This window comes from uncultured Mobiluncus sp., from assembly GCF_947254095.1.
Classification (GTDB): domain Bacteria; phylum Actinomycetota; class Actinomycetes; order Actinomycetales; family Actinomycetaceae; genus Mobiluncus.
Genome location: NZ_CAMYBV010000003.1, coordinates 56,136 through 77,635 on the forward strand (window position 1 = coordinate 56,136; position 21,500 = coordinate 77,635).

Sequence of the window (21,500 nt, forward strand, 5' to 3'; positions counted from 1 at the left end):
GCACTGTTGTCCACTATTCGAGACAGGCGACAAGGCCGGTGGATGGGGGCGGTGCTTTCGGCCGGTTACCGCGCCGTCAGCAGGGCGCCAATCTGGTTTGCTACGCCTCGTGACACCGCCCCGGAGCCACCGGCGATGGTGTAGGAGGCCTGCGAGTGAGCCTGCACGAAACTTTGCAGGCTCACGTCCAGGGCGGCGGGGCGGCTAAGCAAAATGGCTTGGTTATTCGCGTGCGCGTAGCCGGAGCCGGCCAAGCCGTCCGCAAACACGGTACCCGAAGCAATCAGGTACCCCGAGGTGTTAGGGAAGAAGTTTTGGGCCAACTTGGTGGAGGTCTGGAAACGATCTTTACCCACGATGGTCTTTACCTCGCTAGCGGCAGCACCCCAGGCAGAGTTAGCGGTAGCAGCTGCGGCAGCCCCACCGCCTACGCCCCAGATGCGCAGCTTGCCCCCCTGCTGTGCCGCCATATTCGCTAGGTTAGTAATCGCTTGACGGGTGGTTGGGGGGATACTGTTGGAGCGCGTGAAGAGGATGACACCGTGGGTGTTTGCCACCGAGGGACCGGCGGCGATGGCGTCGGGAATGTTGGGGTCGCTAACGGCGTCGACCAGGAAGACGTCAAGGATCTTTGTGTTGGCAACGACCGAAGCGTTTTCCTGGGCCGCCCAGGCCGCGACCCGGCTGGCGGTATCGAAACGGTCTTGACCCCCTAGGTCGGTGATGGAGATTCCGGCTTGCTGCAGTTCCGTGCGTTGGGCAGCCGAGAGTTTTACTCCCCCGCCAACTACATAGAGGGTCTTGCGCTGCGAGGCCTTGATGGCGGAAATCACCGCCGGTTCCACCGGGTTGGACACCGTGAGCAGCACCGTTGCGCCTCGTGCCCCCACCAAAGCTGCCGAACTCAGAGCATCCGGAGCGAGCCGCCCGGTGGTCAGCGCAATCGCGTCCCCGCTGGTCCCGCTGGCCGCGTGCAACGCCAAGGCTGTAGAGACACGGTCGGCTCCGCCAATCCGGTTCAATCGAGATTCATAAGGATATTCAGCCGCGTTAGGAGACGGCGAACCCAGGGTCACCCCGGTGATGTCTTTCAGCCACGAAGCTAGGGGAATCACGGAACCAAAGTAAGCCCCCTGATCGTTACCCCCAATCAAAGTGCCTATGACCTGGTTCCCCACCACCAGGGGTCCGCCGGAGTCCCCATGTTCCGTTTTCACTCCCGGCCACGAGGTCTTGTAGCTGAACTGACCGGGGGCGCTAGGCACGTTGCAGTTCGCCGCAAATTCACCCTGTTTATCGCCTCGAACCACTGTGAAACAGGTCGCGACAATTCGTTGTGACGTAGACAGGAGGGCATTGGAAGTGCCGCCCCAGCCATACTCCACCGCCACATCGCCGACTTTGGCTGGCCCGGAGGCTAAAGTGACGGGGGGGATGGAATAAACCGGGTTCTCCAGGTGCATAACCGCAGCATCATACTGAGGGTTGGCTTTGTAATCGTTCACGGCAGTGGTCGACTGCCGGGTCGGCCCAAAACTAATGTTGATATATCGGGGCTTATTGACCACGCAATGTCCCGCGGTCAAAACCCAGGAGGGATCAATGAGCACTCCTGTACAGAGTGAGCCGGTGTTATCCCAATTGCTGATACTGATAAAAGCCACCCAACCGGCCTGCGCGGCACTTGGGGCAGCGCCTCCCCCAATCATCAAATCGCCGAATTCCGAACCGGGATACGAATCGGGCGCAGCGGAAGGCTCACCGCTGGGAGCGGAGGTGAAGTTATCAGGAAGTTCGGGGAACTCGCTGGTTTCATCCGCAGCCGGAACTGTCGCCGCCGCCGTGCTGGAAATTGCGGGAGTATCCGCCGGTACAACCGGACTGGCGAGACTCATTTCCGCGGGTCCGGCGAGCAGACCTACAAATCCCAACAAACCGAGTGTAACCATCGGCCACCATGATTTGAGAGACGCGTTTTGTTTCATTTCTTCACTTTCCCAAAATAAAATCAGCTCTTAACTATTTTATGTCTCGACAACTCAAGATTTTGCAGGTCTCAGCACCCAGATTGGTTTCAGCCTGTCACGATTTCGCTCCGCCAGCGCCACGACGCGTTTATCCCCAGCTTTTGTTTCAGTTACTGGTTCGGTTACTGCCACCAGCGCACCGTCGGACGCATTGGGGCACGAATTTGCTGTCTCAAGGGGGATGTTTGGGGCAGCATGGGTCGAGTCCCGCAGCGCTGGAGCTTGTCCGAAAGACAACGCTCGCACCTGAGTTTCATCTCCCGGAAATTCGGGGAAGATTCCCAATATCGCGGCGTCCAAACCCAAGGGGCGCAGCACTCCGTAACGGCGAACTTCGGTCTCGAACTCGGATAGACTGTGTGCTTGGTCCAGTCCGTATGACCCGACCGAAATACGTCGCAATGCAGTCAAATGCGCCCCCACGCCCAGGTCCGCGCCGAGATCTCGAGCCAGGGAACGCACGTAGGTTCCTGCCGAGCAGCCCACTACGATGTCCGCATCGGTGACCTGCACTGGAGGGTTAGAGTCGTCTCCTGCCACCGTTTCGAGAACTGGTGCACCGCGCAGCTCGAGCCGGTGAATGGTCACCGGACGGGGCTGTATTTCCACGTTTTTTCCGGCACGTGCCAAGTCATAGGCACGTTTTCCACCAATTTTTATGGCAGAAAACTTGGCTGGAATTTGGTCGACTGCTCCGCGCCACGGTTCCAGCGCTGCCGTGATTTCCGCCGTGGATAAGGCGGCTCCCGCACGGGATAGAACCTGTCCCAGCGCGTCATCGGTATCTGTAGAGATACCGAATCGCACCCGCGCGGTATAGACCTTGTCATGAGCCGTCAGGTATTGCAGCAGGCGGGTGGCTTTGCCGATGGCACAGATCAGGATTCCCGTGGCCAGCGGGTCAAGGGTGCCGGCGTAACCGACTTTCTTTTGACCTGCCAACCGGCGAATCCGTGACGCTACCGCGTTAGAACTCAACCCCCGTGGCTTATCCACAATGACCAGTCCGGGCGGGCAAGTTTCACCCCGAGGTAAATCCTCAGGGCAGTCAGGCAAAAAGTCTGGCGCGTCAAACATCGTAACCTGCCCCGGAACCCTTGTGAACCAGCCGTCCCCCACCAAAGGTGTCCTCCGGGCCGCTCCCGACGAAAGTTTCCCCGCGGACAGTCCCCTGCCCCGCCAGGTTAGGAGTCCTGGTCATCTTCAGTTTCACGAGGAGTCTTATAAGGATTAGCTTCCCCGGCATACTGGGTGCCTTTGCGCGCTGCCAACTCGGCGTCTGCCGCGCGAGCCTCCGCGAGGGCTGATTCCAAAGCCGCGGCTTGCTGAGGCACCGGATCGGAGACAAATTCCAAGGTAGGAGTCAGGCGGGTGCCCAAATTCTTGCCGACGCGGGAGCGAATCAATCCTTTGGCAGATTCCAAAGCCGCCCCCGAAGCGGTGCGTTCCGTGTCGCTACCATAAGCCGTGTAATAAACTTTGGCGTGCTGCAAATCCCCCGTGACCTCGACCGAAGTAATGGTGACGAAGCCTAATCGCGGATCTTTAATCTTGCCGGCCAACATGCTGGCCACCGTGGTCAAAATGTTTGCGGCGACTTTTTCGCGCCGAGTATCGTCCATTGTTTCTCTCAATCTGCTGTGTTATCACGGCGCCCCAGCCGAGCCCCGGCAGTAAACCGCCGCAGCCCGACCGGGACACCGGGTTGATTAGGAATATTAGTCGCGCGGGATTTCGCGCATTTCCCACGTCTCGATGCGGTCGCCCACCTGGATGTCCTTAAACTCCAGACCGATACCGCACTCGAAGCCTTCGCGGACCTCGGTGACATCGTCCTTTTCGCGACGCAAGGAATGAATCTCCAGCTCTCCGTTGACGACCACACCATCGCGAACCAAGCGGGCTTTGGCGCCACGCTTGATAGTGCCCGACTTGATCAAGCAACCCGCGATATTGCCGAACTTGGAGGACTTAAAGACCTGGCGAATCTCGGCGGTACCGAGTTCGTGTTCCTCATAAATCGGCTTTAGCATACCCTTCAAGGAGTTCTCGACATCCTCAATGACCTGGTAGATGACGGAATAGAACTTCATCTCCACGCCTTCGCTATCTGCCAACTCCGCCACGCGCTCGGCAGGACGTACGTTGAATCCGATAATGATGGCGTTGTCCACGGTAGCCAGGTTGACGTCGTTTTGGGTAATCGCACCGACACCGCGGTGAATGATACGCAAACCGACTTCCTCGCCCACGTCAATCTTTAGCAGGGAGTCTTCCAGAGCTTCGACCGAGCCGGACACGTCGCCCTTGATAATCAAGTTCAGCATGTCGACCTTGCCGGCCTTCAAGGCTTCGTCGAAGGATTCCAGCGTCACGCGCTTGCGGCGCTTGGCCAGCAGTGCTGCACGTTCCGCAGCAGCGCGTTTGTCCGCAATTTGGCGCGCTGTCCGGTCGTCTTCAGCGACCAGGAAGTTATCACCAGCTCGCGGCACCGAGGTTAGCCCCAGCACCTGCACCGGTGTGGAGGGGGTGGCCTCTTCTACATTTTGACCACGTTCGTTGAACATGGCACGCACCCTACCGTAGGCAGTTCCCGCCACAATAGCGTCACCGACGCGCAAAGTACCACGCTGCACCAGCATGGTGGCAACCGTACCGCGTCCCTTGTCCAAGTTCGCTTCAATAGCGACACCGCGGGCGGGAGCGTGCGGATTGGCTTGCAAATCCAGCACTGCGTCAGCAGTCAACAGCACCGCATCCAGCAGGTCCTCAATGCCCATCCGCTGCTTAGCTGAAATCGGCACAAACATGGTGTCACCGCCGTATTCTTCGGGCAGCACCCCATATTCAGACATCTGCGCTTTGACCTTGTCTGGGTTAGCGGTCGGTTTATCAATCTTGTTGACTGCCACCACAATCGGCACGTTCGCAGCCTTGGCATGGTTGATTGCCTCCACGGTCTGCGGCATCACGCCGTCATCAGCGGCGACCACAATAATCGCAATGTCAGTGACCTGAGCACCACGGGCACGCATCGCGGTAAAGGCTTCGTGACCCGGCGTATCAATAAAGGTGAGTTTGCGACCCTTATCGGCCTTTTTCAACGTGACCATGTAAGCGCCAATGTGCTGGGTAATCCCGCCATACTCGGTATCAATCACGTCAGTATTGCGGATGGCGTCCAACAGCTTGGTCTTACCGTGGTCGACGTGACCCATCACCGTCACCACCGGGGGTCGGGGTTCCATTGCCTCGATGTCATCGAGTTCTTCTGCCTCTAGGTCAATATCGAAGGATTCCAGCAGTTCGCGGTCCTCATCCTCCGGTGAAACCACCTCAATCTCGTAGCCGAGTTCCGCTCCCAGCAGCTTGAAAGTGTCTTCGTCCAAGGACTGATTGGCAGTGACCATCTCGCCCATGTGGAACAGCACCGTCACCAACGCAGCAGGATTGACGTGAATCTTGTCTGCAAAGTCGGCAACCGACGCTCCGGAACGAATCCGAACCTCTTGACCGTTGCCTTTCGGGACGGTGACACCGCCAATGACGGGTGCATTTTGCTCTTCGATTTCCTGACGTTTAGCCCGACGACTCTTGCCTTTCCGGGACTTGCCGTGACCGAAAGCGCCCTGGGTAAAGCCGCGCCCACCGCGACCGCGAGGTGGCGAAGGCGGACCGCCAAAAGCCGGAGCGCCGCCAAAACCGCCCCCTGCTAATGCTTCAGGGCTGGGGCGAGAACCACGCCCGCCACGCCCACCGCGACCCGCGGGACCGGAGTCACCGCGCGGGGAACCCATGCGGTCTCCCGGCTTGGGACGCGGACCGCCGCCCTGACCGGGACGGGGAATACCTTGGCTCATTCCCTGCGCAGAAGCGAACGGGTTATTGCCCAGCCGCCCTCGGCGCGGACCCGGCTTGGCTTTAATCCCACTGGTACCACCGGGACGTGGCATTCCCTGCGCAGAAGCGAACGGGTTGTTGCCTGGACGCGCGCCCGGCTTGGGAATCCCGGCTCCTGGCTTGGGAATATCAGGGTGAGCACTCGGTTTCGCCTGCAGTTTGGCAGGGCTGGGACTCGAGTCTGTTTTCTCCGGGGTCGGTTGAGGGGCTGCGGGAGTCTCCGGCGCTTCGGGTGTTTCTGGAGTTGCGTCATCCGGAGTGACCGCCGTCTCTGGAGCCGTTGGCTCAACAGGACTGGCGGGTGATGAAGATTCTGTTTCCGCAGGATCCGCATCCGCAGTTTCACTCTTTGTAGTCGTCTTGACAGCTGGCTTCTTCGCTTTCGCGGTCGCTTTTTCGGCTTTCTCAGCGGCTTCCGGGCTGAACTTGCCCAGTTTTTCCTCTGCAAAGCGTTCCATCATCCGCTTCACTACGGGGCTTTCCACCACGGAGGATGCAGATTTTACGAACTCTCCAGCGTCTTTCAGATACGCCAGCATTTCTTTGGATTCAATACCGAGCTCTTTCGCAAGCTCGTGCACGCGCATTCGTGCCACTTTTCTCCTGTCCTTCGCCACTCCACCCGGCGAAGGGTGAGAATGGATTAATCGTTGGTACTCATCGGGTACTCATCGGGTGCCCAACATCTTCCAACCCGCTCCTAGGTCATTGCGAACACAGTGCCTGGGGATTAATGAAATCCACCAGCCGCATGGTGTCCTCAGCCAATAAGTTCATGTACTCAAACGCGGCTGTTGGAGCCGCGAAAAGCAACGCTCCCGATTATACCCGACTTTTCTCTATGCATTTGAATCGGAGCCCCCAGCCGTGCAAAACCACCAGCCAAAACATTGGGGTGGAACCGTCCATGACGGCTCCACCCCGAAGTTATTGGCAGATTCTCAATCAATACCAGCCGCGGGCACAGAATTTCGCCCAGGCGGCAGCGGGGCTACCGTAGCGACCCTTGATGTAGCTCAAGCCCCAGCGGATTTGAGTGGCCGGGTTTGTAGCCCAGTCCGCCCCGGCGGAAGCCATCTTGCGGCCGGGATTAGCCTGCGGGATACCGTAAGGACCGCCGCGGCGTCCGGCATTCGTGCGCCACCCGGATTCTCGGTTCCACAGGTTGACCAAAGGCTGCATCTGATCCGGTCCCCAACCGTACTGGCCCAACATATCGTAGGCAATACCCTGCGCGGTGCCGGCACCCCACGGATTCGCCGCGCGAGCTGCGGCCTCTCGTGCCGCTTTCTCAGCTGCTGCCTGGGCAGCGGCGGCAGCGGCTTGTTCAGCCGCCTGTTGTTCACAGGTTTTCGCCGCAAAGTTGTCGGCAATAGCGCCGGTACCGCCGATAGCGGTGAGATGTTTACCAGCCAAGGCTCCCAGCACCGCTTGGGGCGCGCAGGAAGTCTGAACCAACACTACCGAAGCTTTATTCTGCTTCGCCAAAGGCGCCAAAGTCAGGGCGTCTACCGGATTCTTGCCGTTGACCAGCAGGTAGTTTTGCGAACCCATAGCCTGAGCGGCCGCCAACGCGGTGGTGTAACGGTTATTTCCCGCTAGCCGCGCGGCGTTCTTACCGGTCAGTTGTTCAACCTGAGCTTTCGTTTGCTCACTCACGACCCCGGTTCCCCCAATAATCGTGACGCTTTGGGGATTCAACTTCGCCAGGGCCTCCGAGCTGGATTCGCCCAACTGCTCGGGCTCCGACAGCAACAGGTTCGCTTCCAGATTCGCCGCGTAGGACGTGGCGGCCAAAATGTCTACCTGCGAATTACCGTTGGCGATAACCACGGGAGCATCCGCTTCGCCTTCCAGAGCGACCTTCGCGGCCGACTCGTAACGGTTGGCACCCCCCAGCGAGGGCGCATTCGGGCTCATGACCGCGGATTTATCATCGTTAGCGGCCTGCAGGGAACCAATGAGCCCGTCAGGCGACTTATCGCTAACTAATACAGGTTCCAGAGCTGTCGCCGCGGACACAGCTTGAGAAGTTTCATAACGATCAACACCAGCCAAACGAACGTTGGCACTGACAGTTTGATTTGTAATGGTTGCGGAATTTTCGTCTTCCGCATTGGCAATCGGGGCAACCCCCGCTACACCGATTCCAGCGATTGCAAATGAACTTGCCATCAGTTTAGTAATACGCATAACTCAAATATTCGGCCGGCTCATTTGACCCAGCCAAATGCCCTCCTCGTTTTTTCGGACGTTTCGCGACCCTTCGCCGCGACTCACCGATTATAACGGTTTGGTAACAACCGTGTCCATTTTGGTGGTTTCAAAGGCTCTCACCTGGGGGTATGTCTTCACAAGGGCGGTTCCGCACGTCGCCGCTCCCCACCGGAAACGCCGGGGACACCCCTTGTGAACAGAAAAACTCAGCCCCCCGAGGAAGCACCTCGGAGGGCTGAGTGTAAGCCTCAGGGACTCAAACTCTAGGCTGGGGCGCCACCATTTTCCGTATCGGAATGGATGTCAATACCCCAACCGGTCAGGCGCGAAGCCAGGCGAGCGTTTTGGCCCTCCTTGCCGATAGCCAGGGACTGCTGGAAGTCCGGGACCACCACTCGCGCCAACCGTTTGGCCTCGTCAATGACCCGCACCGAAATGACTTTCGCGGGGCTCAACGCATTGGCCACGTAAACCGTCGGATCTTCGGCCCAATCGACGATGTCGATTTTTTCTCCGTTCAACTCGTTCATGACCGCCCGGACCCGAGAACCGTTCGGACCGATGCACGCCCCCTTGGCGTTGATGCCTTTCTCGGTCGCCCGCACGGCAATCTTGGTGCGGTGCCCCGGCTCGCGAGCCACGGACTCGATGACGACTTCTTCCTTTTCGATCTCAGGAACTTCGCGCCTAAACAAGCCCTGCACCAAGCCGGGATGGGTGCGGGACAGTTCGATATGCGGGCCTTTCAAGCCGCGCGATGCCGCCAAAACATACATCCGCAGCCGCACTCCGTGCTGATATTTTTCGCCGGGAACCTGTTCCGCGGGCGGAATGATGCCTTCCACATCCCCCAGATTCACGGTCACCAGCTTCGGATCGCGTCCGGAAGTCACCACTCCGGAAACGACTTGCCCAACGCGTTCCTTAAAATCACCGAGGACAGCTTTATCTTCTTCCTCCTGGAAACGTTGAATAATCACGGATTTCACCGTGGCAGCGGCGGTGCGCCCAAAATCTTTGGGAGTAATCTCGGACTCGCCCAGCTCATTGCCGTCCTCGTCCAGCTCCTTGACCAAAACCCGCACCTCGCCGGTCTTGCGATCAACCTCAACCCGTGAATGTTCCTTTTCGGCACCCGGCTGATTGCGGTATGCCTTCAAAAGCGCTTGCTCGACCGTGTCGATAAGCGAGTTCATATCCATGCCTTTTTCGGCTTCCACCAGGCGCAATGCAGACATGTCAATTTGCATAATTCCTCCGTATTGATTTGTCGCTATTTATTTTTTCGTCCGTTGTGCTGGGACCCCCGAGGCTTCCCAAACAAGATGACGGTACGTACCGATTCTATGTCTTCAAAAGGAAAAACCGTAACGTCTCCGTCATCATTTACGCTCAGCCCGGTTTCCGTAACCTCAGTCAAGATTCCGGTGCGAACCTGCCCGTCGATACGCACTTCCACGTCTTTACCCAAGGCGCGGCGCGCCAGCCGCAGGTTCGTCAACTCGTGTTCAGCCCCGAGCGTGGAAATCTCAAGGGTATATGCACCCGGCACCGGATCGCTTGCGTCCAGGGCAGCGCCGATGGCGCGGCTGACTTCCTCTAGCTGGGCGCTGCCCAAATCGGCGTCACCGTCGGGTAAATCCAAACTCAGCGCCACGACCCGCTGATGTTTCGGGCCGGTGACGGCAATTTTTTCCAGATACAGTCCGGCTGCGTCCACCACCGGGCTGACGACCTGAATAATCGCGGCGACACCGGGGTCTGCCGACGTATGCGGTTGTGCCTGTGCTTTTATCTGCAATAGTCTCCCCTTTTTTCGTTCCCTCAGGGTTGCCTGAGCGCGTGAATGGGATGGGGTTGTGAAACAATGGTTCTATGTTTTTACCCCCGTCCCGTTTCCTGAAACTAAGTCTATGGCTTATGGCGGGTGTTGCGCTGGCTGGGTGCGGGCTGCGCATCGATACTCCCCCCGACGCCCTGCCGGAACTGGATGCCGGACAAGCCGGGATTTCCGCCGTTTCCCGCGCGGAAGCAGCCATCAACGCCGGCAGTGAAAAGATGGCTGACGATGCCTCGCTAGCCCCCGGGGTGCGGGCCACAATCGGGACGGTACGCGACCTGTCAGCGACCCGTCTAGCGGCCCTGGGCGGGGTCTGGCAACCGTGGCCGCAGGGCACACCCGAGGGAGCCGACCCCGGACCGCAACCTTCCCCGACTCCGGACAGCGTGGCGGACTTGCTGCAGCTCCTGGTGGATACAGCGGCTACGTCCTGCCAGGCGGGGGCCCGTGCCCCCCAAGCTAACGACGCGCAACTCCTCACGGCCTTGTGCGCCGCCCAACAACTTGACGCCTCTCACGTGGCGGGGGCCGCGGGCAGCAAGCTCCCCGAGCCAAAGGTGCCGGTGGACGAACCGGCAGGCACGAATCCGGAAGGCCCCACCGCACCGCTGACTGAACGGAAAAACCTGCAGAAACTTAAAGAGGCTCAGACCGCCCTGGATTTTGCCCGTTTCCGTATGGACGTGGCGGCGGCGCACCTCAGCGGGGATGACCGGCAGTGGGCTTTGCAAAGGGCGGATTCCCTGGCTTGGGACGTACAGTCGCTGGTGGACGGGGGCGTCGAGGACGTGCGTGCTGGCCAATACGCTTTGGATTTTTCCCAGATTAAGACAGCTCCGGACGCGATCCGCCTCATCAATCAGGCTGATGCCGACGCGTTCGCGGCTCACCTAGAGATTATCGGAATGATTTCGCCCGCCGGCGCAGCGCCGCAGAAATCGCCAGACCCAACCCTCTCGGCGCGGCGTCAACACTGGATTAGTGCGGCGAAAGGCGATGTCGCGTCGCAGAACCGTTTCGGTGTTCCTCCTTCCCAGATTTTCGTGCAGCTATGGCCCTAACCAGCGCAAAAGGGCGTTACGGTCGGTTTGCCCGCCCTAGTGAGGCACAGCGCGTTTTGTACCGGCCACATCTAAAGAAAAGTTAAACGTTTTACAAATACCGAGGCAAGAGATTGGAAAACTGCCCCGTTTATAGCACAATATCTTCACACCCGTTAGGATTTTCTGAGTTCCGAGAGGCTATTTCCGTTGGCTCACACCGATTACCAAGACACGCCGGACGCCACGCCCGAAGAAATCTGGGACGACTTCTTTAAGTTCTCCCAGATGCTCAACCTCGAGATTGACTGTGCCCTAAAGGAAGAGTGCGGCTTCGACCTGCCACAATATTCAATTTTGACGGCATTAGCCAACGCTCCAGAAAAGAAGCTGCAGCTCGGGGAACTCGCCAGACAAACGGTGTTTTCACCCTCTCGATTGAACTATCGCCTCGGTGAGATGGAGAAAAAGGGCTGGCTGAATCGACTGTGCCAAGGTGCGGATAAACGCACTCGCAATGCCTGCCTGTCGACCAAAGGGCTGAACGCTTACGAAGCTGCGGCGAAAGTACAGATGAAAGCCGTGCGCGAACTGTTCGCCGGTCGGGTCTCGCAACCGGATCTAAACGCGATGCGCCGCGTGCTGTCCAGTATGCGTACCCACCTGGAAAAACCGGAATTCTAGAGACCGCAATCGCCTCAGGGACGCCTCGGGGTTTTTTCAGGGTAAACCCCCATAGCTTGTTAGTTTCGGGCTGGCTACGCTGGATTTCAGTTAAGAACTCTAGCGAAAGGTGATCAATATGTCCTCCCCGAATAGTCCCGCCGCACCCGACGAAACGCCGTTTGCTCCTTTGACGTCTCCAGAGGGGTCAGCTTCTGCCGACCCCGAAACGTCCCCCTCCCCCCTTGTGACCAATGCAGAGACAAACCTACCGACTGTCCCGGTAGCCGAGCTGCGAGATGTCACCAAGGTTTACGGGGAAAAAGGCACGCGCGTCGAGGCTCTGCGCGGAGTTAACGTCGATATCAACGCCCGCGAATTCACGGTCATCATGGGCCCCTCCGGTTCCGGTAAATCCACGTTGCTGCACGTCCTAGCCGGTTTGGACGCGGTCACTTCCGGTTCCATCACGGTCAACCGTATGGACATTACAAAGCTGAAGGACAAGCCGCTGACTCTGTGGCGCCGCGACAACGTAGGGTTCGTGTTCCAGTCGTTTAACCTGGTTCCCACCTTGAGCGCGGGGGCCAACATCGAACTGCCGCTGCGCCTGGCGAATAAACCGATAGATCGGCACTGGTTCGACCAAATCGTCACCGGGCTGGACCTCACGACCCGACTGAACCACAAGCCCTACGAGCTGTCCGGCGGGCAGATGCAGCGCGTCGCGGTCGCCCGCGCCCTGCTGTCCCGCCCCGCCATGCTGGTCGCTGACGAGCCGACCGGAAACCTGGACACGGCGTCTTCTGCAGAAGTCCTGAACCTGCTGCGCGCCGCGGTCGATAACTTCGGGCAAACCGTGGTGATGGTCACCCACGACCAGCACGCCGCCACGACCGGGGACCGGGTCTTGATTGTCCGTGACGGGATGATTGTGCATGATTTGCATCACCCCGAACCTGCAGACATCGCGAAGGTGGCGTGAGAGATGAAAGGAATTCTGCGCGCAGATTTGCGCAAAAACGTGAAAAGCTACACCGCTACCGCCTTGGCGATTGCCCTAGCGGTAGCGTTCCTGCTGACCTGCCTTGGGTTGACCGCCGGGCTCAAGACGACTTTGGCTCGCAACCTTACGGAGGAAGCTGCCGGCGCTGACCTGATTGTCACGGCTCCCAACGGGGTTCCCTACGACGGTGAGGGACCCGAACCGGACTACCTGCAAAAGGTCGCGGACCAAGCCCATAAGGCCCACCCGGAGTGGAAAATCCTGACCCGCACGTCCATGAGCGTGGATTTGTCCGCAAATCGCAAAACCGTGTCTGCCTCGGTATTGGGGCTGGGCAATCCCGTGTTCGACCCCAGTTCGGTCGTTGAGGGAAAGCGCCCCAGCTCTGAAACTGAAATCGGTATCGAGCAGTCCAACGCCAAGACCCTCGGGGTCAAAGTCGGGGACACCCTCAACGCAGGAATCTACGATCCTGCCACCGATGACACCAAGACGGTGCCACTCAAGGTCAGCGGTATCTATAAAGCCCGCCCCGGCGCGTTCCCCACCAGCTACGTTACCGATTCCCTGGTGAAAGCCTGGGCTGGGGACGATTATTTGGCTGACATCTTGCTGGTTTCGGGGGTCGGCTCCACACACCTGGACACAGCCAAAGCCGAACTGAAAGAGTTGATTTCCCACATTCCTGACGCAGATTACTATGAGGTGTTCACTGCAGATCAATACTTGGATCGAGCCGTGGATACCATGATGGGCGGACAGGACGTCCTGCTCGTGTTGGCCTTGGTGTTCCCGCTCATCGCCGGCGTTACTGCCATTATTGTCGTGTCGGTGACCTACAACGTACTGTTTGCCCGCCGGCGGCGCCAACTGGCTCTGTTGCGGGCGGTCGGTGCTACCTCCGGTCAGCTCCGTTCCCTGGTGGCCCGCGAGACGTTACTGGTAGGCGCCGTTTCTGCGATGATTGGAGTATTGGCGGGCGTGATTTTTTCGGCCATAGCGTGCCGGATTGCCAACCTCGCCGATACTTGGGGCCAGGCTTTCACCGTTTTGAACTGGCAAAGCCTGCTGGCGGGATTCCTCTGTGGTACCATGATTTCTTTCCTGGCCGGATTTGCCCCGTCTCGCCGGGTCGCCCAGGTCACCCCGATTGAGGCTCTGGCGACGGAGGACAAGCTCAGTCGGCGGCGCAAGCATCGGACGGTTCGCGCCATTTTTGGTTCCATTCTGTTCTTTGGCGGCACCGCCACCATGGTCTACGCCACCGTACAAAACCATCAGTTGATGACGAGCGTCTCAGAGCAGGGAGACATGGATACCTACACCTCCAACTTCTTCCTGACAGCTATGTTTGCCGGAATGATTTCCTTCCTGGGGCTGGTCCTGCTGACTTCCATCGTTTTGCCCTACGTAACTTCCGCTTTGGGCGTTTTCAGTTCCCCCGCGGCGGTGACGTGGCGTTTGGCGGCGGAGAATACGGGGCGTAACCCGCGGCGTACCGGAGCTACCGGCGCGGCCTTGACCTTAGGTATTACCTTGATGGTACTGCTGCTGGTCGGGGCGGCCTCGGTAGACGCTACCGGCAAAAAAGTCATCGACGAACATACTCCGGTAGACCTGCAGCTCGTTTCGGAGGACGAACCGCTGAGCCAATCCACCATCGCCAACGTGAAATCCACTTCCGGTTTGGAACACACCATCGCCGTAAATGGGCTGCTGGGCAGCGCTGTTCCCTGGGGCGAGTACGAAAAAACCCGGCAATTATTGTCTCAGCCGGAAAAACTGACCCAAGACGAAAACGGCGGCTGTATCGTTGCCGCAACGAACGAGCCTTGTGACCCCGACGCGTATACTCAGGAAATGCTGTTGGAATCTAAAGATTTCTCGGCCATTTCGCACAGCCGCATTCCCGTGATTACGCCCGGCCACGTGGGAATCCCGCAGTTGAGCGATGAGGAAGTAGGCAAGCCTTATGCCGTCCGTAGCGGGGATAAGGTGCTGAAACTCACGGCTGAGAAAACTCGCCTAAATTTCGTGTCCGTGAACCCTCAGGATTTGGCTGGCCTGGCCAGTTCCACCCAGGTGGTCCGTCCCGCACAAACCGATGCTGACCAGGAACTTGAGCGTAATGCCACGGTGCTGGCGCCTCGTGTTCTGCTGATGCGGATTTCCCCGGATTGCAGCTTTTCTGACATTGAGCAGCTCGCTTCGGATATTCCGGCCGCCTCCGAGCAGGACGCCTACATCAATGGTTCCGCACCCGACCGAGCCATGTTTACCCAGATAGCACAAGGGTTGATGTGGGGTGCTTTCGCGATGCTGGGAGTATCCGTGTTGGTTGCGCTGGTTGGGGTGGCGAACACTTTGGCTCTCTCGGTGATGGAACGCCGGCGGGAAAATGGAATGCTGCGCGCTCTAGGCATGACGAAAGGACGTTTGCAAGGAATGCTCGCCATCGAAGCACTGTTGACGGCCCTCGGGGCCCTGGTCGTAGGCGTATTAGCCGGTCTGGGTTACGCGATAGCCGGCATCAATGCCCTGCCGGTGACGGAACTCGCCTCCGCACAAATCATTGTGGTACCCCCGTTAGCTATCGCGGCTGCGGCGCTGACCATCGTGGTGGCGCTGTTGGCTTCGATTGGCCCGGCGCGGGCAGCAGCGCGGGTCACGCCAGTGGAGGCGCTGGCTCACGACTGAGTAGGCGGGCGGCTAGCCGAAGCTGGACTTCAGCGAAGCCGCTCCGGTAGCGGTGAGTTCGACCTGGGTCAGGGGACTGATGAGTGGGAGCACCAGAGGAATTTTCCCGGTCGCCCGCAAAGTCACCTGCACCCGGGTCGAAGCCACATCTACGTCAACCAAGTCAATTCCCAACAGGCCAGAGTTCGCGCCTATTGCCGCCCCTGATAGGTATTCAGCAGCGCGTTCTGAGGCGTGATAGGGTTCGATTTTCAGGGGGACGCCGTCCACGATGCCATCTTGGTAATAGGCCGTATCCGCCATATTTGCCGCCGACATAGAGGCGGTTTGATCCGCCAAGCGCTGCAGGCGCCGCTGTTCCAGATACACCCCGGAGACCGCCATACTCATCAGGATAATCACACAAAGCAGCACACAAGCGGCGAGTCCCAACAGCATGATGCGACCGTCCTCGTCACCGAGACGGTCGAAGCGGGCGACAAACCGATGTGACGACGCACCGCCCTTGTGCCATTTCCTAAGCCCCATGCTCGCCCCACTGAATCGGGTGCTCCGCACTCAGCGGCAACGAGGCAGGAAAGGAACCCTGCAGCATGGTTCCCACCAGCGGCAGGGGAACTTGCAGATTAACACGGACGATACCGCGCGAACCCGGCGCGGGACACAATCCGGTCACGCAATCCAGAGAGTAGCGCGCCTGTCCCGCCGGTAAACCCTGGTCAGCGGCCGCTAGCTGCACCGCCAAGCTGGCCGAACTGACCCCCGTTTCGGGGTGTAGCGTGAGGATACGCGCCGCCCCGGCCGCCCCCGCCTCCGCTGCGTACAGGCCGGATTGAACTTGAAAGAAAGCCAAAATCAGGTACACCAGCGGAATCAAAAGCATCATGGTGATACCCACAAACTCCAACGTGGCCTCCCCGGACTCTTCCCGAGCCAAGCGGGAAACGAACCTCGGCCACTTCCGGTTGCACGGGCGCTTCACGGCCCCTCCTCTATCACCGCGTGACCCACCGCGGTCAAGTCCCCCACCCCAAACAGGCCGATAACCGGCATAGGGGCTTTCACCTGCACTTCCATCACTTCCAGGTCCGAGGTGGAATAGGAACCTTGCAGCGTAGCTACGGTGACACGCTCGGCGCTGACCGTATGCACATAGCCGGGGCCCAGAGTCGAGGCGAGGGCAGCGCGCACGGTGTCATCGGCGGCACTCGTGGGCGCACCCGACAGCGCTGCGGCGTGTGCCCCCGCCCCGGCCGCGTCAATCAAAGTCGTGTGGACCCACAGCGCCAGCGACAGCTGCAGCAATCCCAGCACCAGAATCAGCACCAGCGGCATGACGAGGGCGAAACTGGCCGGTTCCGAGCCGGATTCCCCCCACCAGCGCTGTCGGGCGCGCCGAGCCAGAGACTCACGGCACTCACAGGGTCGAGACATGGGCGATGGCATCGTTAAACAGATTCGTCAAGGCCGGCAGGGCCACCGCCGAGAGTGCCACCACCAGCCCCGCGGTCATTAGGGTGACCATCACCCAGCCGGGAACGTCGCCGTCTTCGGCTTGCAAGCGGGTGTACACAAAGTTTCGCAAAGCGCGGAGTTTTTGCATATTTTTATCCTTTCGATTGTGATTTTGACGTTTTACAGCTGCAGCGCCACCAAGCCGGGATAGAGTGCGAAAACCACGGTGAGCGGCAAAATTAGGAACACGACCGGCACCATCATGAGGACTTCTTTCTTTCCACCCTCCGTCAGCAACTGGGTTCGCGCCACGGCTCGTGAATCCGCCACTTGGGAACGCAGCACGCCCGCCAAGGGAGAACCGCGTTCCAACGCGGAAACAATGGCATCTATGAGGTGCGCGAGGATTTCGGAATCATTGCGGGCCCGAGCCGCGGTCAAACTGGGAGCCAGAGAATCTCCGTTGTCGGCCGCCGCCAAGATTTTTTCCAACTCCTGACCGGCGACATCGGTGCAGCGGGCAGAGACGCGGTGCAAAGCCCCGTAGAGAGGTTCCCCGGCTCCCACTGCCAGCGCCAACAGCTCGATAACGTCAGGCAGTTCTTGATTCAAATGCAGTTGGCGACGCCGCGCCGCGCCCGTGAGCCGGTAATCGGGAATCAACAGCCCCGCCAGCACAAAACAGGTCAGCATCACGAAGGCTCCAGGTATCGGCAAGGTTTTTCCCCAAAACCCCAGGAGGCTCAATGCCGCCGCCACTATCCCCAGGGAAACGGCCCATCGCAGCTGGGAACGACGAAATCCGAGCACGTCCCGAGGTAAACCCGCCAACTGCAACCTGCGCTCGACAGAATCTTTGGAGGGGCTGATAAACGTGAGAAACCTGGTTAGGCTGTTATGGGCGAACGGAGTATCCCGCACTCCGGTTCCTCGGTAGGCTGCCATGACGATGAGGTCAGCCTGAACATAAGGGGTGATTCGCCAGGTCGGAAAGGCGCCTTGACGAATCCAGGGACCCAGGCACAGCCCGATAAGTCCACTCCCAGCCAGGATAGCGAGGCCGCCGATCATCCAGGTCAAAAGGTCTTCCACGGTTTACTCCCGCATCGTGCGCGGGCTGACTTCCAGGCGGCCCAAGCGCAGCATCAAGATGTAGGCCAGCGCCGAAATTAGCGCCCCCACCAGCAAAATCATGGAGCCTACCGGGGTGGAATACACCTCTAATGTGCCCGGACGACTCAACAGCAGCGTCAGGATAATCCACGGGGAGGCGGCAGCGAGGCGCGCCCCGGTCACGGTCCAAGATTGGCGTGCCAGCACTTCCCCGCGGGTGCGTTCCTCCGCGCGGAGCATCGCCCCCAAATCCTCCAGCAGGACCACCAAGTCGTTGCCCCCCACTTGTGCAGCTAAACGCAACGCTTCCACGATGCGATCCCCCACTGGATCGGCCAGTTCATGTTTCAAGATTTTTAGGGAGGCGTCGAGGTTGCCGCCCGCCCGATAATCGGCCGCGAAGTGCGCAAAAGGCACTCGCAGCGACTTCGGGGCTCGCGCGGCGACTTCCAGGAGCGTTTCGCCCAAACTCAGCCCCGCTCGTACCCCGGAAACCAGGTTATCCACCAGGTTTGGCCAGGCTTTGCCGCGCTGACCCTGCACGGAATGCAGTTTGCCCTGCAGCCCCAAAAATGGCAGATACGCGGCCAGCAGCCCCGCCAACCACCCGACCATCACCAGCCCAGTGATCAAGGCGAGGCCAATTCCTGCTGACAACCCCGCCAACAGGGATATCGCCAGGAACTGTCCCAGCCCGAGGGGTGTTCCGCTCACCGCGGTGATGTCGTCGAAGCGGGCGCATTTTTGTGCCCAATAGCGTTTCAGGGAGCTTTCTCGGCGGGTCGAATGCCGTTTCGGGCTCAACGTCACCAGGAAAATCCCGAGCGCCGCACTGAGGGCTGCCGCCAGGGTCAGCAGGGGGCTAGTCATCGGGAGCCTCCCGCCAGATAGCCGCCAACTGGCTGGCTCGAGAACCGAAAGCGGAAAGAAAATCGAAATCCGCGGGATTCTTGGCTGGCTGGGCTCCATCGGGCGGCGCACTGTACAGCGGGTGCGCCACAACCTGACCGTCGCGCAGCGTCCCGTCCAAAGCCAACACTTCCGTAACCGCACGGCTGCCTTGCCAGGTTCCGCGCAGCTGCACCACCAGGTCTATGGCTCCCGCTACGGTCGGCACCACGAATGCCGCGGTCACATTTTCCCCGGCCAGCAGCGGCAGGGTCGACAGTTTCGTAATCGCCTGGCGGGCGGTGTTGGCGTGAATCGTAGACATGCCGGGGATTCCGCAGTTCAGGGCGATGAGCATATCCAGGCTTTCGGCGCCGCGGACCTCCCCGATAATCAGCCGGTCGGGACGCATCCGCAGAGTTTCCCGAACCAAATCCCGCAGAGTAATCTCGCCTTGGCCTTCTATCGAGGCGTTGCGGGTTTGCATCGCCACGGCGTCCGGGGCTTTCAGATTCAGTTCCAGCACTTCCTCACAAGTGATGATGCGCTGGTCAGGAGGGATCTCACCACACAGGGCGCGAACCGTGGTGGTTTTCCCCGATTGGGTCGGCCCGGCCACCACGATATTCAGGCCGATACGCACCGCTTCGGCCAGGAAACGAGCCATCCACGCGGGCATCATGTTGAGCCGAACCAGATCCCGCACCCGCACCGCTTTCGCACTGTGCTTACGGATATTGATAGACCAGGTGGCTGTCACGGGCGGAATGACGACGTGCAGACGTTCTCCGGTTTCCAAGGTGGCGTCCACGCAGGGATTGACGAAATCCAGATGCCGTCCCGATGCTCTCAACATTCGCTCTACCAGGGCTTCTACCTCGTCTTCGGCCAGCAACAGGTTGGTCAGGTGGGGTTGTCCGTCGCGGGAACAAAAAACCTGGGAAGGGCTGTTCAACCAGATTTCTTCCACCGCCGGATCATCCATCAGCGGCTGCAGTTTCCCGTAACTCAAGCCCAAGTTGACAACTCCCTCATGTCTGAGAGCCAATAAAATTACGGTCAGTTTAAGCGCTTTTTTTATTGCTACAGCGCCAAACCCCGGTTCCCGAAAGGAAAATTCCCATCTTACATTCATGTAATACTCAGCTTTTTCTGAGGTTTGCCGTACCTTTGCCAAAAGTCGACGCGGCTCCCTCAGTAGCGTCCGCCGTCCCACCCGGAGAGAGGCTTTAATGACCGGATTTCCGGCTTTCCGGAGCGGTTTGTCGGTTTAGCTCCCGGGGTGACATAAAATTGAAAAATGAGCGATACCGATTTCCTGACCTTGGCGGCTTTGGCAACCGTAGCGGTTCCAGACCTTGAGGTTGAGTCATTGTGCCCCCCGCTGGGCGAAGATAACGATTTCCGCTGGGTCGGCGTCCTCGATAATCATTCAGCCCGGTGGAGCATCATCGGAGCCAAGCATCCGGATGCGGAAGCGGCCTTGGACAAGCAACAAAAAATTTTGACCATGCTGACCAATTACCGCGATGCGCACCGGATTCCTTTTGAGGTGCCCCGCATCGAGGGCAGAGCCACCTCGAAAGACGGAACTTCTATTATTGTTTATCGCCAATTGCCAGGCAACCCGTTGGAGTTCAACGAACTGGCAGAGGATCCAGACCTGCTGCGCGCCTTGGGCAAGGCCGTCGCGGCTCTGCACGAGATTCCCGCCAACCTGGTCGCTCACGTGGGCTTTCCCACCCCCAGCGTAGATGACATTCGTGCGGGCCTGCGCAAAAACCTCTCCCGAGCGGTCGCGACCGGTCTGGTTCCCCCGGTTCTGCAAGCTCGTTGGGAACAAGCTCTTGACGAAGATGCCTGGTGGCATTTCCACCCCACGTTTGTCCACGGTTCGCTGGAGCCCCAGCACGTCCTGGTCGCGGATTCCCGGATTTTGGGGATTTCCGGTTTTGCTGAGGTCAGCGTGGGTGACCCGTCCCAGGATTTGTCTTGGGTGGCTTCGGAGCTGACCGACGAGGCCGTGGACCTAGTCTTTGACGCGTACCATTTGGGACGCGCAGAGGGGGCAGACCCGTTCTTGCGTCAACGTACCGACTTGTATATCGAGCTGGCGCTGGTCAATTGGCTCAATTGGGGAGTTGACCAGGGGAATGCCTCGATCATTGCCGATGCCCAAGACTTATTGAACGAGCAGCTGGAGCGGCTGGACGGAGACCTGTCACTAACGGGCCGTCCCCTCTATGAGGAGCAGACCACCAGTGCCCCCGACCACAGCGCGGAAGCGAACGGAATTGCCGTGCCAGCGAGCGAGAGCGACGCAGAAGCGAGCAAAACCGATGCGGAGGCGAGAGAAACTACGGCGGAGATTACTGCCGAAATTCCCTCGGAAATAACCGCTGAAATTCCCTCAGAATCGAGCTCGGAGGTTTCCTCGCCATCCCCGGATAGCGCCTGAGGCCGGCGCCTGAGACCAAGAAGTTTCAGGTTTCCCGCGGCGACCAGGGAGCCCTAGGGCAACCGCCCGGCACACGGCTCCGACCAGCCCTTCTCCCCCTCCTATGGCGGCACACGGCCGAGACAGACACCGCCTTCAACCACAGACCCCTACATAACCTGGGGCGGCGCCTCGCCGGGGCGAACACCGTTTTCCA

General features: G+C 59.4%; 20 protein-coding genes. 5 read left to right on the forward strand and 15 right to left on the reverse strand.

Annotated features, from left to right (window positions below; all coding sequences use genetic code 11):
• Positions 1-65 precede the first annotated feature (65 nt).
• The 8 genes from Q0X47_RS01570 to rimP form a co-directional block, all read right to left on the reverse strand.
• Entirely contained in the window at positions 66-1,985 is a 1,920-nt protein-coding gene (locus Q0X47_RS01570; RefSeq protein WP_297722019.1) for a cell wall-binding repeat-containing protein, read from the reverse strand.
• 54 nt (positions 1,986-2,039) lie between these two features.
• Positions 2,040-3,104 carry a tRNA pseudouridine(55) synthase TruB gene (gene truB, locus Q0X47_RS01575; RefSeq protein WP_013188609.1) on the reverse strand — a complete coding sequence of 355 codons (1,065 nt, stop codon included), beginning with the start codon at positions 3,102-3,104 and terminating at the stop codon, positions 2,040-2,042.
• A complete protein-coding gene (locus Q0X47_RS01580; protein WP_013188610.1) occupies positions 3,097-3,228 on the reverse strand; it encodes a hypothetical protein in 132 nt (43 codons plus the stop codon). The genes truB and Q0X47_RS01580 overlap by 8 nt, the downstream gene beginning before the upstream one ends.
• The gene (gene rbfA, locus Q0X47_RS01585) at positions 3,212-3,649 is read right to left on the reverse strand and encodes a 30S ribosome-binding factor RbfA (RefSeq protein ID WP_004008140.1); all 438 of its coding nucleotides are present in this window, start codon (positions 3,647-3,649) and stop codon (positions 3,212-3,214) included. The genes Q0X47_RS01580 and rbfA overlap by 17 nt, the downstream gene beginning before the upstream one ends.
• 96 nt (positions 3,650-3,745) lie before the next feature.
• Positions 3,746-6,514, reverse strand: a complete 2,769-nt coding sequence (infB, locus tag Q0X47_RS01590) for a translation initiation factor IF-2 (protein WP_169755895.1) — start codon at positions 6,512-6,514, stop codon at positions 3,746-3,748.
• A gap of 358 nt (positions 6,515-6,872) precedes the next feature.
• Positions 6,873-8,120 carry a cell wall-binding repeat-containing protein gene (locus Q0X47_RS01595; protein ID WP_297722026.1) on the reverse strand — a complete coding sequence of 416 codons (1,248 nt, stop codon included), beginning with the start codon at positions 8,118-8,120 and terminating at the stop codon, positions 6,873-6,875.
• 287 nt (positions 8,121-8,407) lie between these two features.
• Complete coding sequence (gene nusA / locus Q0X47_RS01600) at positions 8,408-9,394, reverse strand: transcription termination factor NusA (RefSeq protein WP_297722030.1); 987 nt, start codon at positions 9,392-9,394, stop codon at positions 8,408-8,410.
• Between the two features lie 23 nt (positions 9,395-9,417).
• Entirely contained in the window at positions 9,418-9,945 is a 528-nt protein-coding gene (gene rimP / locus Q0X47_RS01605) for a ribosome maturation factor RimP (protein ID WP_297722033.1), read from the reverse strand.
• A gap of 119 nt (positions 9,946-10,064) precedes the next feature.
• On the opposite strand from rimP, the gene Q0X47_RS01610 reads away from it, so the two are divergent.
• From Q0X47_RS01610 to Q0X47_RS01625, 4 genes are all read left to right on the forward strand, one after another.
• Positions 10,065-11,045 carry a hypothetical protein gene (locus tag Q0X47_RS01610; RefSeq protein ID WP_297722035.1) on the forward strand — a complete coding sequence of 327 codons (981 nt, stop codon included), beginning with the start codon at positions 10,065-10,067 and terminating at the stop codon, positions 11,043-11,045.
• Between the two features lie 189 nt (positions 11,046-11,234).
• The gene (locus Q0X47_RS01615) at positions 11,235-11,708 is read left to right on the forward strand and encodes a MarR family winged helix-turn-helix transcriptional regulator (RefSeq protein ID WP_297722038.1); all 474 of its coding nucleotides are present in this window, start codon (positions 11,235-11,237) and stop codon (positions 11,706-11,708) included.
• Between the two features lie 118 nt (positions 11,709-11,826).
• On the forward strand, positions 11,827-12,672 hold the full coding sequence (locus tag Q0X47_RS01620) for an ABC transporter ATP-binding protein (protein ID WP_297722041.1): 846 nt from the start codon (positions 11,827-11,829) through the stop codon (positions 12,670-12,672).
• A 3-nt stretch (positions 12,673-12,675) separates the two neighbouring features.
• The gene (locus Q0X47_RS01625) at positions 12,676-15,390 is read left to right on the forward strand and encodes an FtsX family ABC transporter permease (RefSeq protein WP_297722044.1); all 2,715 of its coding nucleotides are present in this window, start codon (positions 12,676-12,678) and stop codon (positions 15,388-15,390) included.
• A gap of 12 nt (positions 15,391-15,402) precedes the next feature.
• On the opposite strand, the gene Q0X47_RS01630 is transcribed toward Q0X47_RS01625, so the two are convergent.
• The 7 genes from Q0X47_RS01630 to Q0X47_RS01660 are packed head-to-tail and all read right to left on the reverse strand — an operon-like array spanning position 15,403 to position 19,894.
• Positions 15,403-15,918, reverse strand: a complete 516-nt coding sequence (locus Q0X47_RS01630; protein WP_297722047.1) for a pilus assembly protein TadG-related protein — start codon at positions 15,916-15,918, stop codon at positions 15,403-15,405.
• A complete protein-coding gene (locus tag Q0X47_RS01635) occupies positions 15,908-16,372 on the reverse strand; it encodes a pilus assembly protein TadE (protein ID WP_297722049.1) in 465 nt (154 codons plus the stop codon). Before Q0X47_RS01635 ends, Q0X47_RS01630 begins: the two co-directional genes overlap by 11 nt.
• Complete coding sequence (locus tag Q0X47_RS01640) at positions 16,369-16,824, reverse strand: TadE/TadG family type IV pilus assembly protein (RefSeq protein WP_297722051.1); 456 nt, start codon at positions 16,822-16,824, stop codon at positions 16,369-16,371. Before Q0X47_RS01640 ends, Q0X47_RS01635 begins: the two co-directional genes overlap by 4 nt.
• Complete coding sequence (locus Q0X47_RS01645; RefSeq protein WP_297722053.1) at positions 16,808-16,993, reverse strand: hypothetical protein; 186 nt, start codon at positions 16,991-16,993, stop codon at positions 16,808-16,810. The genes Q0X47_RS01640 and Q0X47_RS01645 overlap by 17 nt, the downstream gene beginning before the upstream one ends.
• A gap of 32 nt (positions 16,994-17,025) precedes the next feature.
• Entirely contained in the window at positions 17,026-17,937 is a 912-nt protein-coding gene (locus Q0X47_RS01650; RefSeq protein WP_297722055.1) for a type II secretion system F family protein, read from the reverse strand.
• Positions 17,938-17,940: 3 nt separating this feature from the next.
• Positions 17,941-18,828, reverse strand: coding sequence for a type II secretion system F family protein (locus Q0X47_RS01655; RefSeq protein ID WP_297722058.1), 888 nt, complete (start codon positions 18,826-18,828; stop codon positions 17,941-17,943).
• Positions 18,821-19,894 (reverse strand): CpaF family protein, encoded by a 1,074-nt coding sequence (locus Q0X47_RS01660; protein WP_297722061.1) that lies wholly within the window; start codon positions 19,892-19,894, stop codon positions 18,821-18,823. Before Q0X47_RS01660 ends, Q0X47_RS01655 begins: the two co-directional genes overlap by 8 nt.
• Before the next feature lie 252 nt (positions 19,895-20,146).
• On the opposite strand from Q0X47_RS01660, the gene Q0X47_RS01665 reads away from it, so the two are divergent.
• On the forward strand, positions 20,147-21,304 hold the full coding sequence (locus Q0X47_RS01665) for a macrolide 2'-phosphotransferase (protein WP_297722064.1): 1,158 nt from the start codon (positions 20,147-20,149) through the stop codon (positions 21,302-21,304).
• Positions 21,305-21,500 lie beyond the last annotated feature (196 nt).